The following is a 16,661-nucleotide window of genomic DNA, read 5'->3' as shown; positions in this document are numbered from 1 at the left end:
GTCGATGCGATGAGCGCTGAGGACCTCGATCCGGTGGTGATCATCGGCATGGCCGTGGAGGCCCCCGGTGGGGTCGACTCGTGTGACAGCTACTGGGATCTGCTGGCCGAAGGCCGGGAGGCCCTGACGCCGTTCCCCGACGACCGGGGCTGGTCCATCGCCGAAGTGTTGGACGGATCGCGCCGCGACGGTTTCAAGAAGATCCACGACCTGGGTGGATTCCTCACCAGCGCGGCAGATTTCGATCCCGGCTTCTTCGGTATCTCGCCGCGCGAGGCCACCGCCATGGATCCGCAGCAGCGGGTGGCATTGCGACTGGCCTGGCGTGCGCTCGAACACAGTGGGATCAACCCCGACGATCTTTCCGGTCGGGAGGTGGGCTGCTACATCGGCGCCTCCGCACTGGAATACGGACCCCACTTGGGCGAGTACTCCCAGCACAGTGGACATCTCATCACCGGCACGTCACTCGGTGTCATCTCCGGTCGGATCGCCTACACCTTGGATCTGGCCGGACCCGCGTTGACCGTGGACACCTCCTGCTCGTCGGCCTTGGCGGCCCTGCACACCGCCGCGGCAGCCATCCGCAACGGCGATTGCGAGATGGCGCTCACCGGCGGGGTCTGCGTGATGGGGAGCCCGGGATACTTCGTCGAATTCTCCAAACAACATGCGCTGTCCGATGACGGGCACTGCCGGCCATACAGCAGTGCGGCCAGCGGAACGGTGTGGGCAGAGGGGGCGGGAATCTTCGTGCTGACGCGCAGGTCCGCCGCACTGCGCGACGGCCGCCGCATACTGGCCGAAGTGCTCGCCACCGGTGTCAACTCCGATGGCCGTACCGTCGGGCTGACCGCACCGAGCGGTATCGCGCAGCAGCGGTTGTTCGTTCGCACGCTGCAACGCGCCGGTGTGCGCCCCGACGAGGTCGGTATGGTCGAAGGGCACGGCACCGCTACCCGGCTCGGTGACCGCACTGAGTTGCGTGCGCTTGCCGACACCTACGGCGACACCGCCGGCCCCGGTGCCGGAGCCCTGCTCGGTTCGGTGAAATCCAATATCGGGCACACCCAGGCCGCGGCGGGCGCGCTCGGGCTGGCCAAGGTGATCATCGCCGCCCAGCGCGGTGCGGTTCCGCCCAGCCTGCACACCGAGCAGGCCAGCCGCGAGATCGACTGGGATGTCCAGGGCCTGCGACTGGCCACCGGGCTCACCGAATGGCCTGCACGCCAAGGGCGGCGGGTCGCCGCGGTGTCGGCGTTCGGCATGAGTGGCACCAATACCCACACCATCGTGGCCGTGCCCGATGATGGCGAGGCCGCCTGATGGCCATGCCACCCACTCCTGCCGGGACCGCATTGCCCGACGGTCGGGTCCCGGTCCTGCTGAGTGCCCATGCCGAGGACCTGATCGGCGCCGACGCGGCCGCCATCGCCGGTTACCTGCGCCGCCGCACGGCGATGACCGATGTCTCCCGGGTGGCCGCGACGCTGCTGCGCACCCGCCGGGTCCGCAGGCACCGCACGCTGATCCGCGCCGCCGATATCGACGAACTCACCGATGCGCTGCAGGCCGTCGCGGCAGGGTGCGAGCATCCGCTCGCGACCCACGCCGACCGCAATGACACCGGCCGCGTAGCCTTCGTGTTCCCCGGCCAGGGCAGCCAGTGGCCGTCGATGGGTGTGCAGGCCTACGCCGAACTACCTTGCTACGCCGCCGAAGTCGACCGCTGCGCGGCCGCGTTCGCTGCCGCCGGCCACGCCTCGCCGCTGGACTACCTGATGGCCGACGCCGGAGCCTGCACCAACGATTTCAGCCAGGTGCAGATCCAGGGCGCCCAGTTCGTACACGGTGTCGCGTTGGCGAGGGTGTGGCAATCGGTGGGTGTCAACCCCGATCTCACCGTCGGCCACAGCCTCGGTGAGATCGGCGCCGCCTATATCTCCGGAACCGTCACGCTCGCCGACGCGGTGGCCATCGTGCATGCCCGTGCGACCCTGCTGGACCGGTTGACCGGCCCCTATCGGGTGGCGGTGCTCGGGGTCGGCCCGGACCGGGCGCAGGCCGAGATCGACGTGACACCGGGATGGCTGGAACTGTCGGTCGTCAACTCGGCCTCCTCGGTCGCCGTGTCCGGCGACACCGACGCGGTGGCCGCGGTGGTCGGTCGCCTCACCGCCGACGGTGTGTTCGCCCGCGAGATCGAGATGTGGTTCCCCGCTCACACCACCAAGCTCGACCCGCTGCGCAGCGATCTCGAAAGCCTGCTCCCGACAGGAAGATTCGATGAAGGGGTAATTCCCTTCATCGGATCGGCCACGGCACGCAGCGTCGAGGCCGGCACCGACTTCGCCGAGTACTGGTACACCAACCTGCGCAGCACGGTCCGGTTCGACGAGGCGATCCGGTCCGCCGCGCAGGCCGGCGTCGGAACGTTCATCGAGATGTCGGCCCATCCGGCGCTGCTCTTCGCCATCGGCGACACGCTGGACGGACTCGGGGCCGGGGATGCGCTGGTATTGGGTACCGGACGCCGCGACGAACCGCTCGTCGACCGGCTGGCCGCCAACCTCGGTGCGGTGGCGATTGCCGATCCCGAATATCGCTGGCCGGATCTGCTCCCCGGAAACCCCGCCCTGCTGCCGGATTTCCCGTTCGCGCCCATGCAGGCCCGACATCACTGGGCCACCCCGGATCCGCTGCCACCGATACCCGGGCTCAAGGTGCTCTCCGAGACCTGGGAACAGCAGCCGGCCCGGTCGGGGGAGGTCCGGTCCGCGACGGTGCTCGACCTCGGGGATGCCTCCGAACTCGCGGCCGCGCTGCGAAGGCGTTTGCCGCCGGCCGACGCCGAGGACGCCGATCTGCTGATCGTGCTGGCCCCGTCCAGCGATCAGCTCGACGCCGCCGCCGCCGGAAACGAACTGGCCGACCGCGTCGACGGCGGGCTGCTGCGCTATGCCGACGAGGCCGGGCCGCGGATACGCGATATCTGGCTCGTCACCGTCGGCGGTGAGCAGGTGCGTGACGGCGAACCGGGCCCGCTGCCCGCCCAGGCCGCGCTGGCCGCCATGCACCGCAGCATCGGATGGGAACATCCCGATCACGAGTTCGGGCATCTGGACCTGCCATCCTGGCAACCCGATGCGGCGACCGCCGCACTTGCCGTCGACGCGTTGTCGGGTGCCCCGGCCGAACTCGCGGTACGTGACACGGCCGACGGGCCGATACTGCTGCGGCGCAGCATGATCGCGCCCGCAACGGCCGACCGGCCGACCTCCCGCCGATATACCCGCTCGGCACCGAGCGGTTCCACCGGGCTCGATGAGGTCGTCATCACCGGGGGCTCCGGCTCGGTCGGCACGCAGTTCCTGCGTCACGTCGCTGCCCGCGGGGCACGTCGCATCGTGCTGCTCGGTCGCACCCCGATCGACGTGCCGCGCATCGACGGCGTCGAGGTGCTGACCCCACGCTGCGATATCACCGATCCCGCCGCGCTCACCTCGGTCGCGGCCGAGTACGGCGGCGGCGGAGCCACGTTGCTGATCCATGCCGCAGGAGCGGCCCGCATCGCCGACCACCGCGACCTCACCGGCGCCGATATCGAGGCGACGATGGCGGCGAAGGTCACCGGACTGGCCAACATCGCCAGGATCTGGCCGCTGCGCACCGACGCCCGCATCATCGTGTGCTCGTCGGTATCGGGGCTGTGGGGCGGCGCCGGACACGCCGCCTACGCGGCCGCCAACCGGCTCGCCGATGTGCTGACCGCGCAGCTGCGGGCCGAGGGCAGGCAGGCCACCGCGGTGCGATGGGGCCTGTGGCCGGGCCGCGGGATCATCGGCACATCGGAGATCGCCCGCGTACAGCGATCCGGCCTGCTTCCGATGGACGCCGACCGGGCCATCGAAACGGTGTTGCGCGATATCGCCGACGACCCAATGGTGTTCACCGCAGACACCGAGCGACTGCACCGGTTCCTCGGTGCCCCTGACCAGGCACCGGCGACGGCGAGCGCGGTGGACTATGTCGATGTCGATGTCGATGTCGACGTCGAGCCGTCGGTGGCCGGCCTGGATGCGGCCGGTGTGCTGCGGGTGGCACTCACCGCGGTGCTCAAACTGCCCGACGAGATCACCCCGGACCCCGCGGCCTCCCTGCTCGACCTGGGCGTCGACTCCCTGTTGGCGCTCGACCTACGGAAGAAGCTCAAGAACGCCGCCGGCGCGAACGTTCCGCTGGCCGCGATCCTCGGCGGCGCAACCGTCGCCGAGGTCATCGAGCACATGCAACGAACGACAGAAGGCACGCCTCAGTGACTGACACCACGACCACACCGGCGACGACCACACCGGCGACGACCACATCGCTGCGCTCGCCCCGGGAAATCACCGATGCACGCCTGGAACTCATGCGGCGCAGGCTCGCCGAGCGCGGACTTACCAGCGCGCCGGACCAACCGGTGCAGACCGGACTGTCCGACGGGCAGCGTCGCATGTGGTTCGTGCAGGCTTTCGACCCGACCGGAGTCCTGCTCAACATCAGCCTGTCCTATCGGCTGACCGGCGCCCTGGACGCCGACCGGTTGCACACCGCCCTGCAGGCCGTCGCGCGGCGGCATCCGCTGCTGCGCACCACCTACAGTGCCGATGCCAACGGTGAACCGCAGGAGACCCTGCACCAGGATCTGCGGCCGGGGTGGGCATTCCACGACCTGTCCGAGATGTCCGAGCGTGCCCGCGGCCTGCGGCTGGAGGTGTTGGCCCAGCGCGAGTTCGGCACCGCCTTCGACCTGTCCACGGACTCACCGCTGCGCATCACGCTGGTGCGCTTGCGCGCCGACGAGCACGTGATGCTGCTGGTCGCCCACCACATCGCCTGGGACGACGGCTGCTGGCGGATCTTCTTCGCCGACCTCACCCGCGCCTACGAAGGCGCCGCGCTCGACCCCGCGCCGGCGGTGGCGGCGGTCCCCGCAGGCAGCGATGCCGAGGACCTGGACTACTGGCGTCAGCTGATGGCGGAACCGCCCGAGCCACTGGAGCTTCCGGGACCGACGGGCTCCGCGGTGCCGACGGCGTTCCGGTCCCAGCGCGCCACCATCACCCTCGCCCCGGCGACCGTCGCGAAGGTCGCCGAGCTGGCCCGCGAAACCGGGTCGACCCCGTACATGGTGCTGCTGGCAGCGTTCGGTGCGCTGATCCATCGCTATACCCATACCGACGACTTCCTGGTCGCCACGCCGGTGCTCAATCGCGGCTCCCAGGATGTGCTCGGCTACTACGGCAATACCGTCGTCATGCGCCTGCGGCCGCAGGGCCGCATCGGGTTCCGGGAGTTACTGGCGGCAACCCGGGACACCGCCCTCGGCGCCTTCGCCCACCAGCGCATCAACCTCGATCGCGTCGTCGCCGAGATCAATCCCGACCGGCGTCACGGCGCCGAGCGGATGACCAGGATCAGCTTCGGGTTCCGCGAACCCGACGGCGGCGGCTTCCGCCCCCACGGTGTGCACTGCGTACGCGGTGAACTGCGCGGCCACGTGACCCAGCTGCCGCTGGGCTTCATGGTCGAATGGGACGGTCGTGAAAACGGCACCGCCACCGTCGAAGCCGAGCACCTCACCGAGGTCATCGGCGCCGACCTCGCCGCGAGGATGCTCGATTCCTTCGCCGTGCTGCTCGACGACGCGCTGACCGATCCCGACCGTGCGCTGGCACGACTCGAGCTGCTCTCACCCGCCGACGCCGAATGGTTGCGCGCGGTGTCGACCGGCGAGGACTTCCGCACGCCGCCGCTGACCCTCACCCAAGCGGTGGAGAACCAGGCGGCCGCGACCCCGGACAACATCGCCGTCGTCTACGAGGGACGGCACTACACCTACCGGGAGATCAACGAGACCTCGAACCGGTTGGCGCACTGGCTGATCGCCCAGGGTATCGGCGCCGAGGACCGGGTGGCGGTGCTCATGGACAAGTCCCCGGAACTGGTCATCAGCGCGCTCGGCATCATCAAATCGGGTGCGGTCTATCTGCCCGTCGACCCCGGCTATCCCGAGGATCGGCTGACCTACATCCTTGCCGACTCCGATCCCAAGGTCGTCCTGCGCGAACTCCCCGCGGAGCTGACCGGTTGCCGCGACGACAACCCCACCGACACCGACCGGGTGCGCCCGCTGCGCCCGGCGAACACCGCCTACCTGATCTACACCTCGGGGTCGACCGGCCTGCCCAAGGGCGTACCCGTGCCACACCGCCCCGTCGCCGAATACTTCGCCTGGTTCGGTGCGGAATACCAGGTGACCGAGGCCGACCGGCTGCTGCAGGTGGCCTCACAGGGTTTCGACGTGTCCATCGGAGAGATCTTCGGCATGCTCGCCGGCGGCGCCCGACTGGTCATCCCGAAACCGGACGGCCTCACCGATATCGGTTACCTGACCGACCTGCTGCGCGATGAGGGCGTCACCTCCATGCACTTCGTACCCTCGCTGCTGGGACTGTTCCTGTCCTTGCCCGGCGTGAACGAATGGCGCACCCTGCAACGGGTCCCGATCGGCGGCGAGGCGTTGCCCGGTGAGGTCGCCGACAAGTTCCACGCCATGTTCGACGCACTGCTGCACAACTTCTACGGTCCCACCGAGACCGTGATCAACTGCTCCCGGTACAAGGTCGACGGCAAACAGGGATCACGGATCGTGCCGATCGGCACCCCGAAGATCAACACCACCATCCACCTGCTCGACGATTACCTGCAACCGGTTCCGGTCGGGGTGATCGGTGAGATCTACATCGGTGGAACGCATGTCGCGCACGGATACCATCAGCGCTTCGGCCTGACGGCGGAACGGTTCGTGGCCGACCCGTTCAGTCCCGGCCGACGGATGTACCGCTCGGGTGACCTGGCCCGCCGAAACGCCGACGGGGACATCGAGTTCGTCGGTCGCGCCGATGAGCAGGTCAAGATTCGCGGATTCCGCATCGAGCTCGGTGAGGTGTCCGCGGCGATCTCGGTCGACCCGTCGGTCGGGCAGGCCGTCGTCATCGCCACCGACGTTCCCGGCCTCGGCAAGAGTCTGGTCGCCTATGTCACCCCGGCAGCCGACGGCGCCACCGTCGAGATCGACCGTATCCGCAGCCGCGTCGCGGCGGCCCTGCCGGAGTACATGATCCCGGCCGCCTATGTCGAGATCGCCGAGATCCCGATCACCGCGCACGGCAAGATCGACCGCAGAGCCCTTCCCGCGCCGGAGATCGCGGTGGCCACCGCCTTCCGCGAGCCCGCGACCGATACCGAGCGGCAGGTCGCCGGCCTGTTCGGTGAGCTGCTCGGCCGCGAGCAGGTCGGCGCCGACGACTCGTTCTTCGAATTGGGCGGGCATTCGCTGTTGGCCACCAAGTTGGTCGCCGCCGTGCGGTCCCGCTGCCGGGTCGACATCGGTGTGCAGGAGATCTTCGAGCTGGCCACCGTCGGCGCCATCGCCGGCCACATCGACTCCGTGATCGCCGCGGGCGGCGGCTCGGACCGCCCACCGATGGTGGCGGTGCCGCGCGGTGGACCGCTGCAGATGTCGGCCGCCCAGCTGCGCCAATGGTTCCAGTTCCGTATCGATGGACCCAACCCGGTCAACAACATCCCGTTCGCCGCCAGGCTCACCGGCCCCGCCGACCCGGCCGCTTTCGTCGCGGCCATCAACGATGTGGTCGCCAGGCACGAAATCCTGCGCACCACCTATCGCGAGATCGACGGTGCCCCCTACCAGATCGTGAACCCGGTCGCTGACGTGCCGGTACGCCGGGCGCGTGGTGACGGTGAGGCGTGGCTGCAGGCCGAGCTGACCGCCGAGCGCCGGTACTGCTTCGACCTGGAGAACGACCGGCCCCTGCGCGCCGCCGTGCTCAGCACCGGCGATGCTCATGTGCTGTCGCTGGTGGTACATCACATCGCCGCCGACCACTGGTCGGCGGGCGTGTTGTTCACCGACGTGTTGACCGCCTACCGGGCTCGCAGCGCCGGACAGGCACCGGATTTCGCGCCGCTACCGATCCAGTACGCCGACTACGCGGCCTGGCAGGCGCAGCTGCTGGGTGGTCAGACCCCCAGCATCGAGGCGCAGCGCGACTACTGGGTGGAGCAGCTTGCCGGGCTGCCCGAGGAGAACGGGCTGCGCCCGGACTTCCCACGGCCACCGGTACCCGATGGTGAGGGCGCTGCGCTGCCGTTCACCATCGACACCGACACCCGTGCCAAGCTCACCGAACTCGCCAGGGAACTGGGAATCACCGAGTTCATGCTGTTACAGGCCGCCGTCGCGGTCGCGTTGCACAAGGCCGGTGAGGGCACGGACATCGCGCTGGGCACCCCGGTGGCCGGCCGGACCGAACCCGAGCTCGATGGCCTGATCGGCTTTTTCATCAACATCCTGGTGTTGCGCAACAACCTGGACGGCAACCCGACCGTGCGGGAGGTGCTGCGCCGGACCAGGGAGATGGCCCTCGGCGCCTACGCACATCAGGACCTGCCATTCGACCGGGTGGTGGAGGCGGTGGCGCCGGTGCGCTCGCTGTCGCGCAACCCACTGTTCGGTGTCGTCGTGCACGTCCGCGAGGAGCTGCCCGCCGATCGGGTCATCGCCACCGGATCCGATGGTGCCGGTGAAACCCGTTTCACCGCATTGGAACCGACCTTCGATGTCGCGCACGCGGACCTGTCGCTCAACTTCTTCGCCGAGACCGCCGCAGACGGCGGCCCCGCCGGATACCAGGGCACCGTCATCTACCGCACCGAGCTCTACCGGCCGGATACCGCGGCACGCCTTATCAGTTGGCTGGGGCGGGTCATCGAGGCGATCGCCGACAACCCCGATGCCACCCTGCGCGATATCACCATCGCCGGTGGAGATCAGGTGGTGACACGGTTCGCCGGCATGACCGCGCCGCGGACCGGGCTGCCCCAGACCTCAGGTGCCGACCGGGTTTTCGTGCTCGACGAATGGCTGAGCCCGGTGGTGGTCGGTGTCACCGGTGATCTGTACTACGCCGGTGGAGCCATCGACACCGCGGCCGCGGCCGCGTCGCCCGCCGCGGCATCCCGCTACCCGGCAAACCCGTTCGGCAGCGGGTTCCTCTATCGCACCGGCGATCGGGCACGCTGGACCGCCGACGGCGAGCTGCAGTACCTGGAGAGCGGCGATCCCGAGGTGCAGGCCGCCCTGGAGGCGGTGCCGGGGGTCGCCGCCGCGCTGACCAGGACCTGGGAGACCCGCAGTGGCGCGGTGCTCGGCGGGTACGTGGTGTTGTCGGATCCCGCCGCCGAGTTCGACCGCAGCGCACTGCCCGAACACCTTGCCTCGCTGCCGGTCACCGTGCTGGCGGCGCTGACCGACCCGTTGCCGCGCCCCGTCGTCACCATCGCCGCACCGAGCGAGCCTGCCCGCACCGACACCGAGCGCATGCTGGCGGGCATGCTGACCGACCTGCTGGCGGCGGCCGAGGTCGGCCGACACGATGACTTCTTCACGCTCGGTGGCGACAGCATCCTGGCCGTGCAACTGGCCGCGCGGGCCCGCGACGCCGGCGTGCCGTTGACCGCCCGGATGGTGTTCGAGCATCCGGTCCTTGCCGAGCTGGCCGCCGCCGTCGACGAGAAGTCACGGGAGGCCACCGCCCCCGGGATGAACAACGACACCCACCACGCGCCGATGGCCGCCTCCGGGCTTTCTCCCGAGGAGCTGGCCGCCCTGACCGCAGGGTGGGGAAGCGAAAAGCCATGAGTGACAAGACATGAGTGATGCATCGGCCATCATCGACGTGATGGCACTGAGCCCGCTGCAACAGGGGTTGTACTCGCTTGCCGGACTGACCGACAGCGAGGCCGGAGCCGACCCGTACATCATCGCGATGGCCGCCGACGTGTCCGGTGCCCTGGACGCCGATCTGCTGCGGTCGTGTGCCGAAGCGATGTTGGAGCGCCATCCCAACATCCGGGTCAGCTTCTTCCAGGGCAACCTCAGCAGACCGGTCGCGGTGGTCCCCGCTACCTTCGACCTGCCCTGGCAGCACGTGGTGGTCGCCGATGCCGACGAGGCCGCCGCGGTGGAAGTGCAGGCCCGCGCGCGGCCTTTCGATCTGGCGCACGAACCGGCGATCCGATTCGTGCTGGCCGAACTGCCGGACGCGCAGTGGCGATTCGTGGTCGTCGCCCATCACATCGTGATCGACGGCTGGTCGCTGCCGGTGTTCGTCAGCGAGCTCATGGCGCTCTACGGCGGCGGCGGCGACACCGGCGTGCTGCCGCCGGCCCGGCCCTACCGCGACTACATCGGCTGGCTGGCCGCCAGGGATCCGGGGGTCAGCAGGCAACGCTGGCACACCCACCTGAACGGCCTGGACGCGCCGACGATGCTGACACCGGCGCTGTCCGGGGACACCTCGGGCGGGTTGCCCGCGCGCACCGAGGCCGATCTCGACGAGCAGACCACCGAGCGCCTGGTCGAGGCTGCCCGGGCCCGTGGTGTCACCGTCAGCACGTTGTTCCAGATGGCCTGGGCCACGATCCTTTCCGCGTTCACCGACCGCGACGATGTGGTGTTCGGGGTGACGGTGTCGGGGCGACCCGACGAACTCTCCGGTGTCGAGTCGATGGTGGGGCTGTTCATCAACACCGTCCCGCTGCGGATCCGGTTGAAACCGGGTGAGCGAGTAGGCCGGCAGTGCCTTGTGGTGCAGCGTGAAGCCGCCGAACTGCGCGAGCACAGCTTCCTCAGCCACGCCGAGCTACGCGCCGCGGGCGGCGTCGGTGAGCTGTACGACACCCTGCTGGTCTACGAGAATTTCCCGCCCGGCGGCCTGGTCGGTGGCGGTGATTTCGCGATGGGCGATGCGGTGATCCGGCCCGCGGCGTTGGAGAGCCTGTCGCATTTCCCGGTGACGATCGCCGCACACCCCACCGATGGCCGGCTCACCGTGCTTGTCGAAACCCTCCAAGGTGCACTCGGTCTGCTCGACCCGGCCACGCTCGCCGAGCGGGTACTGGCGGTGGTGCAGCGGTTGCTCACCGGCTGGGACCGCCCGCTGCGCGATATCGCCGTCACCCTCGACGGTGAGCTCGACGTGACCGAATCCCAATCCCGATGCGTGCCCGCCGACGGCGGTATCCACGCCGCAGTCACCGCGGTCGCCCTGGCGCGTCCCGATGCGCCCGCCCTCAGCTGGGATTCCGGCGGCCTGACCTACCGGGAACTCGACGCCGCCGCAGACAGATTGGCCGAGGAACTGCAGCGCAGGGGAGTGGGTACCGAGACGCCCGTACCGATCCTGTTGGCCCGCGGACCCGATTACGTGGTGGCGATGCTCGCCGTGCTCAAGGCCGGCGGGTTGATCGTGCCACTGGACCCGGCGATGCCCTCGCAGCGGGTGCAGGAGATCATCTCCCAGGCCGGTGCCGAACTCGTCGTCGACGATGCGCTGCTGGCCGGCGTCGGCAATACCGCCGCCGACACCGCCGACTCCACCGCCGCGCCGGTCCGCCCCGGCCAGGGTGCCTACATCGTCTTCACCTCGGGCACCACCGGAAAACCCAAGGGTGTCATCGGAACCCACCAGGCCGTGCTCGCCTACGGCGCCGACCACGCGGCCCGGATGTTGCGACCGGCGCGGGACCGGCTCGGTCGCGACCTGCGGATCGCGCACGCGTGGTCGTTCACCTTCGACGCGGCGTGGCAGCCATTGGTGGCCCTTTTCGAGGGCCACTGTGTCCACATCGTCAGCGATGCCGTGCAACGGGACGCCGAGGCGCTGGTCGCCGAGATCGGCCGGTTCGGCATCGACATGATCGACACCACCCCGTCGATGTTCAGCCAGTTGCGCGCCGCCGGCCTGCTGTCGACCGTGCCGTTGGCCGTGCTGGCCCTCGGCGGGGAGAACATCGACACCGCGGCGTGGCAGGGCATCCGCACCGAATGCGAACGCAGCGGGATGCGCGCGTACAACTGCTACGGGCCCACCGAGACCACCGTCGAGGCGGTGGTCGCCGCGATCGCCGACCACCCGCAACCGTGCATCGGCGACCCGACGGCCACGAGCGTCGCCCATGTGCTGGATTCGTGGTTGCGTCCGGTTCCCGACGGGGTGGCCGGCGAGTTGTACCTCAGCGGTGGGCAGCTCACTCGCGGCTATCTCGGCAGGCCGGGGGAGACCGCGGCCCGGTTCGTCGCCGACCCGACCCATCCGGGCCGCCGGATGTACCGCACCGGAGACATCGTGCGGCGGCTACCGGGGTCGGGTGCGCTGCACTACCTCGGGCGCAGCGATGACCAGGTCAAGATCCGGGGCTTCCGGGTGGAGCCCGGTGAGGTGACCGCGGCGCTGTACCGTCACCCCGAGGTGCGACACGCCCATGTCGCGGTGCGCAGGCACCGCAGCGGTCCGCGGCTGACGGCGTATGTGGTGTCCGAGGTGGCCACCTCGGAACTTCGCAGGATGCTCACCGCGACGCTGCCCAAGTACCTTGTCCCGCACCACATCATCGATGTGAATGAGATCCCGCTGACCGCCCACGGTAAGGTCGACGACCGGGCACTGGCCGCACTGGACGCCGATCGCGGTGTCGGGGTGGCCGCGGAGATCGCCGCGCCGAGCACCGAGACCGAGATCGCGATCGCCGAGGTGCTCGGGGATCTGCTCGATGCCCGAGTGGTCGACGTCAACGCCGATTTCCTGGATCTGGGACTGGACAGCATCGTGGCGTTGTCGGTGGTGCAGGCGGTGCGCCGGCGCGGAATTCCACTGCGGGCCAGGCTGATGCTGGAATGTGCGACCGTGCGCGAGCTGGCGAGCGCCATCGACGGCGATATCGTCGGCGATCCGGTGGACACCGATGACACCGGAGTGATCCCGCTGCTGCCCGCGGCACACTGGCTACTGGCCCACGGAGACGCCCGCCGACTGGCCCAGACCGAGGCGATCCGACTGCCCGCCGATGTCACCCGGGAGCGCCTGGAGCTGTTGCTGGGCAATGTGATCGACGGTCACGAGGTGCTCCGATGCCGACTCGACCGGGCCACGATGAGCCTGCTCGAGGAGCCGCGCGCGAGGGATCTGCTCACTGAGACACGGGCGACCGGTGATCTGGCGGCGGCCGTCGCCGAGCACACCGACTCCTCGATCCAGCGGCTCGATCCCGACCGCGGTGTGTTGCTCGACGCGGTCTGGCTGCACCATGACAGCGGTGCCGAGGTCCTGGTGTTGACCGCGCATGTGTTGGCGATGGATCCCGCGTCCTGGCAGATCGTGCTCGGTGAACTCGAAACCGGCTGGCACGCACTGGCTGCCGATCACAATCCGATGCCGGTCCGCGAGCACACCTCGCTGCGGCGTTGGTCGAGGCTGTTGGCCGAGCGCGCGTTGAAACTGGACACCTGCGATTTCTGGGAACGTCAACTCGAGGGCCCCGATCCCGATCTGGGTGCCCGGCGGGTCCGCCCGGACGCCGACCGGGCCGCCGACGCCGAGATCAGCATGGCGTTCGTCGGCAGAGCACTCACCGCCCGGGTGCTGGCGGCTCCGGTCGGGGTGACCGAGGTGCTTGCGGCGGCGACCGCGCGCACGATCACCGCGTGGCGACGCCGGCACGGACATGCCGGGGGCACACCGCTGTTGGCCATCGAGACCCACGGCCGGGCCGATATCGCGGTCTCGGACGGGCTGGCCGGCGACAACCGGCAGATCGACACCGGCGATACCGTCGGACTGCTCAGTGCCATCTACCCGGTGCGGTTGGCCTCCGAGGATGCCATCGGGGTGGCCGCCGAGCTGGCCGCCATACCCGGTGACGGCATCGACTACGCCCTGCTGCGATACCTGCGTGGTGACACCGCCGAACGCCTCGGCGGCCATCGCGACCCGCAGGTGCTGCTGAACTATCTCGGCCGGCTCCGCCAGGTCCCCGGGCGGTCGGCACTCACGGTCGACCGGGCGCTGCTCAACGATGTGTCGCGGATCCCCGAGCCGAATCTGGCCATTCGCCACGAGATCACACTCAACGTGCTGATCGTCGAGAAGGACGGAGCGCCCGTGCTCGGAACCCAGTGGCGCACACTGCCCGACATCTTCACCGCCGAGGATGTCGCGACCTGGCAGACGCTGTGGCAGGAAGCGCTGAACGAGGTGATCTCATGACCAAGACCCTTGCCGTCATCGGTGCCGGGGTGAAGGCCATCGCGGTGGCTGCCAAGGCAGCCGAGCTGCGGGCGATGGGGGTTCCCGCCCCCGAGGTGGTGGCGATCGAGCGCACCGCGGTGGCGGCCAACTGGCAGGCCGTCGGCGGCTGGACCGACGGCCAACACCGCCTGGGTACCGGACCGGAGAAGGACATCGGTTTCCCGTACCAGTCCGCACTCGTCGCGCGGCGTAACGCCGAGCTCGACGAGCGGATGATGCGGCACAGCTGGCAGTCCTATCTCGTCGCGTCCGGGCAGTTCGCGGAGTGGATCGACCGCGGCAGGCCCGCGCCGACGCACAAACGGTGGAGCCAGTACCTGAACTGGGTGGCGAGCAATATCGGAATGCGGGTGCGCACCGGTGATGTCACCGAGATAGGGCTGCAGGACACCGACGATGCGACCCGTTGGGAGCTGGCCACCCGTGAGGGCGTCGTGCATGCCGACGCGTTGATGATCACCGGGCCGGGACAGGCCGAGCGGTCCCTGCTGCCCGGCAACCCGCGGGTGCTCTCGATCGCGCAATTCTGGCATCGGGCCGCCCAGAACGAGCTGATCTCGGCGGACCGCGTCGCCGTCATCGGTGGGGGTGAGACGGCCGGCACCATGCTCGACGAGCTTTTCCGCCACCGGGTTTCGACCATCACGGTGATCTCACCGCAGGTCACGCTGTTCACCCGCGGCGAGGGATTCTTCGAGAACTCGCTGTACTCCGATCCCATCCACTGGGCAGGGCTGACACCCGCGGAGAAACGCGACGCGATGAACCGCACCGACCGCGGCGTGTTCTCGGTGCGGGTGCAGGACGCGCTGCTTGCCGATGACCGGATCCGGCACCTGCGCGGCCGGGTGGCGCACGCGGTCGCCCGCGACGAGCGGATCCGCCTCACCTTGCAGACCGAGCGTGGCGGCGAACGGCTGGAGACGGTGCACGGTTTCGACCTGGTGATCGACGGGTCCGGCGCCAACGCCATGTGGTTCGTCCCGTTGCTGCGGCAGGAGGCGCTCGATGTGCTGGAGCTCGGACTGGGTGGACCGCTGACCGCCGACAACATCACCGAATCCATCGGCTATGACCTGTCGGTCGACGATGTCGACCCGAAGTTGTTCCTGCCCGGACTCGCCGGGTTGACCCAGGGACCCGGTTTCCCCAACCTCAGCTGCCTGGGCCGGTTGTCCGACCGGGTGCTGGGATCCGACCTTTTCGCCAACCCCGCAGTGCGGACCGACAACAGGAGGAAAGCTCATGAGCAACAATCCATTCGATGATGAGGACGGCGTCTTCTTCGTGCTGATCAATGACGAGGAGCAGTACAGCCTCTGGCCGACGTTCGCCGATGTGCCTGCCGGCTGGCGCGTGGTGTTCGGGGAGAGCACCCGCGCCGACTGCCTGGCCTATGTCGAGGAGAACTGGAACGACCTGCGGCCCAAGAGCCTGCGCGACGCCATGTCCTGACGGTCGCCTTTCTCCCGCGAGCAGACGCAAAACTGCGCAAAACGACCGGTTTTCGGCAGTTTTGCGTCTGCTCGCCGGAAGGACGGGGCCGGAAAGGTTGGGGCTGCGAGGATGGGGGAATGCGCAGGACCCACATGGCCGCGGCACTGTGGATCCTCGGGGCCGTCGGATACTTCGCCGCCGAGGCGCTGGCCGCCGCGGCGCTGCCGGCATACCGCTACGGCGACGACTACATCAGCGCCCTCGGAAACCCGGCCGTCTCGCCACACGCAACGTGGATGAACGTGGCGTTCGCCCTGCAGGGTCTCTGTTTCGCCGCGGCCGCCCTGCTGGCCACCCGCGGATCGCGGCGACGCCGCTGGTTCTCGGCGTTCGCGGTGGCCAACGGTCTCGGCAACATCCTGATCGCGGTGGTGCACAGCGGGCAGGGCAACGGCTGGCATGTCATCGGGGCGGGTTTGGCGATCATCGGCGGTAATGCCGCGGCCCTCACCGCCGCCGGGTGGCCCGCCCCGCGGTGGTACCGCGGCGCCTCGGCGCTGCTCGGCCTCACCGGGCTGGCATGCCTGGCGGTCACCGTCGTCGGACCGGCTGCGATCGGGGCGTGGGAACGCGCCGCGGTGTATCCGATCTTCGCCTGGCAGCTGATGACCGCCGGCCACCTGCTGAGCGGGCGGAATCAGGCCGGCAGCGGATCGTCCATGTCGTAGACGCGTGCGTGCAACACGGTCCGGTTGCGCAGGGCGGCGCGCACGGCACGGTGCAGTCCGTCCTCCAGATAGATGATCCCGTGCCAGCGCACGGCGTGCGGGAACAGGTCGCCGTAGAACGTGGAGTCCTCCGACAGCAACCGATCCAGGGCCAGCACGGTGGTCGTGGTCACCAACTCGTCGAGCCGGATCTGGCGGGGCGGGATCTGCGCCCACTGCCGGTAGGACAGGCCGTGTTCGGGATACGGCTTCCCGTCGCGGACACCTTTGAAGATCACCG

General features: G+C 69.3%; 8 protein-coding genes. 7 read left to right on the top strand and 1 reads right to left on the bottom strand.

The genetic code is table 11. The features are described from left to right. Positions 1–9 precede the first annotated feature (9 nt). The 7 genes from FBY28_RS04945 (at position 10) to FBY28_RS04915 (ending at position 16,381) form a co-directional block, all read left to right on the top strand. The gene (locus tag FBY28_RS04945) at positions 10–1,326 is read left to right on the top strand and encodes a beta-ketoacyl [acyl carrier protein] synthase domain-containing protein (protein ID WP_141864760.1); all 1,317 of its coding nucleotides are present in this window, start codon (positions 10–12) and stop codon (positions 1,324–1,326) included. Beyond that, entirely contained in the window at positions 1,326–4,319 is a 2,994-nt protein-coding gene (gene mbtD, locus FBY28_RS04940; protein ID WP_141864758.1) for a mycobactin polyketide synthase MbtD, read from the top strand. The genes FBY28_RS04945 and mbtD overlap by 1 nt, the downstream gene beginning before the upstream one ends. Beyond that, positions 4,316–9,769 (top strand): non-ribosomal peptide synthetase, encoded by a 5,454-nt coding sequence (locus tag FBY28_RS04935; RefSeq protein WP_216847506.1) that lies wholly within the window; start codon positions 4,316–4,318, stop codon positions 9,767–9,769. The genes mbtD and FBY28_RS04935 overlap by 4 nt, the downstream gene beginning before the upstream one ends. 10 nt (positions 9,770–9,779) lie before the next feature. Beyond that, positions 9,780–14,174 (top strand): non-ribosomal peptide synthetase, encoded by a 4,395-nt coding sequence (locus tag FBY28_RS04930; RefSeq protein ID WP_141864756.1) that lies wholly within the window; start codon positions 9,780–9,782, stop codon positions 14,172–14,174. Continuing rightward, entirely contained in the window at positions 14,171–15,484 is a 1,314-nt protein-coding gene (gene mbtG, locus FBY28_RS04925) for an NADPH-dependent L-lysine N(6)-monooxygenase MbtG (protein WP_141864754.1), read from the top strand. Before FBY28_RS04930 ends, mbtG begins: the two co-directional genes overlap by 4 nt. Then, on the top strand, positions 15,462–15,671 hold the full coding sequence (locus FBY28_RS04920) for an MbtH family protein (protein WP_030133618.1): 210 nt from the start codon (positions 15,462–15,464) through the stop codon (positions 15,669–15,671). Before mbtG ends, FBY28_RS04920 begins: the two co-directional genes overlap by 23 nt. Before the next feature lie 119 nt (positions 15,672–15,790). Beyond that, positions 15,791–16,381 carry a DUF998 domain-containing protein gene (locus tag FBY28_RS04915; protein ID WP_141864751.1) on the top strand — a complete coding sequence of 197 codons (591 nt, stop codon included), beginning with the start codon at positions 15,791–15,793 and terminating at the stop codon, positions 16,379–16,381. On the opposite strand, the gene FBY28_RS04910 is transcribed toward FBY28_RS04915, so the two are convergent. Then, positions 16,351–16,659 carry a type II toxin-antitoxin system VapB family antitoxin gene (locus FBY28_RS04910; RefSeq protein WP_141864749.1) on the bottom strand — a complete coding sequence of 103 codons (309 nt, stop codon included), beginning with the start codon at positions 16,657–16,659 and terminating at the stop codon, positions 16,351–16,353. The genes FBY28_RS04915 and FBY28_RS04910 overlap by 31 nt on opposite strands. Positions 16,660–16,661 lie beyond the last annotated feature (2 nt).

It is taken from the genome of Arthrobacter sp. SLBN-53 (genome assembly GCF_006715585.1).
Lineage (GTDB): Bacteria > Actinomycetota > Actinomycetes > Mycobacteriales > Mycobacteriaceae > Mycobacterium > Mycobacterium neoaurum_A.
This window is presented reverse-complemented; position numbering and strand designations above follow the sequence as displayed.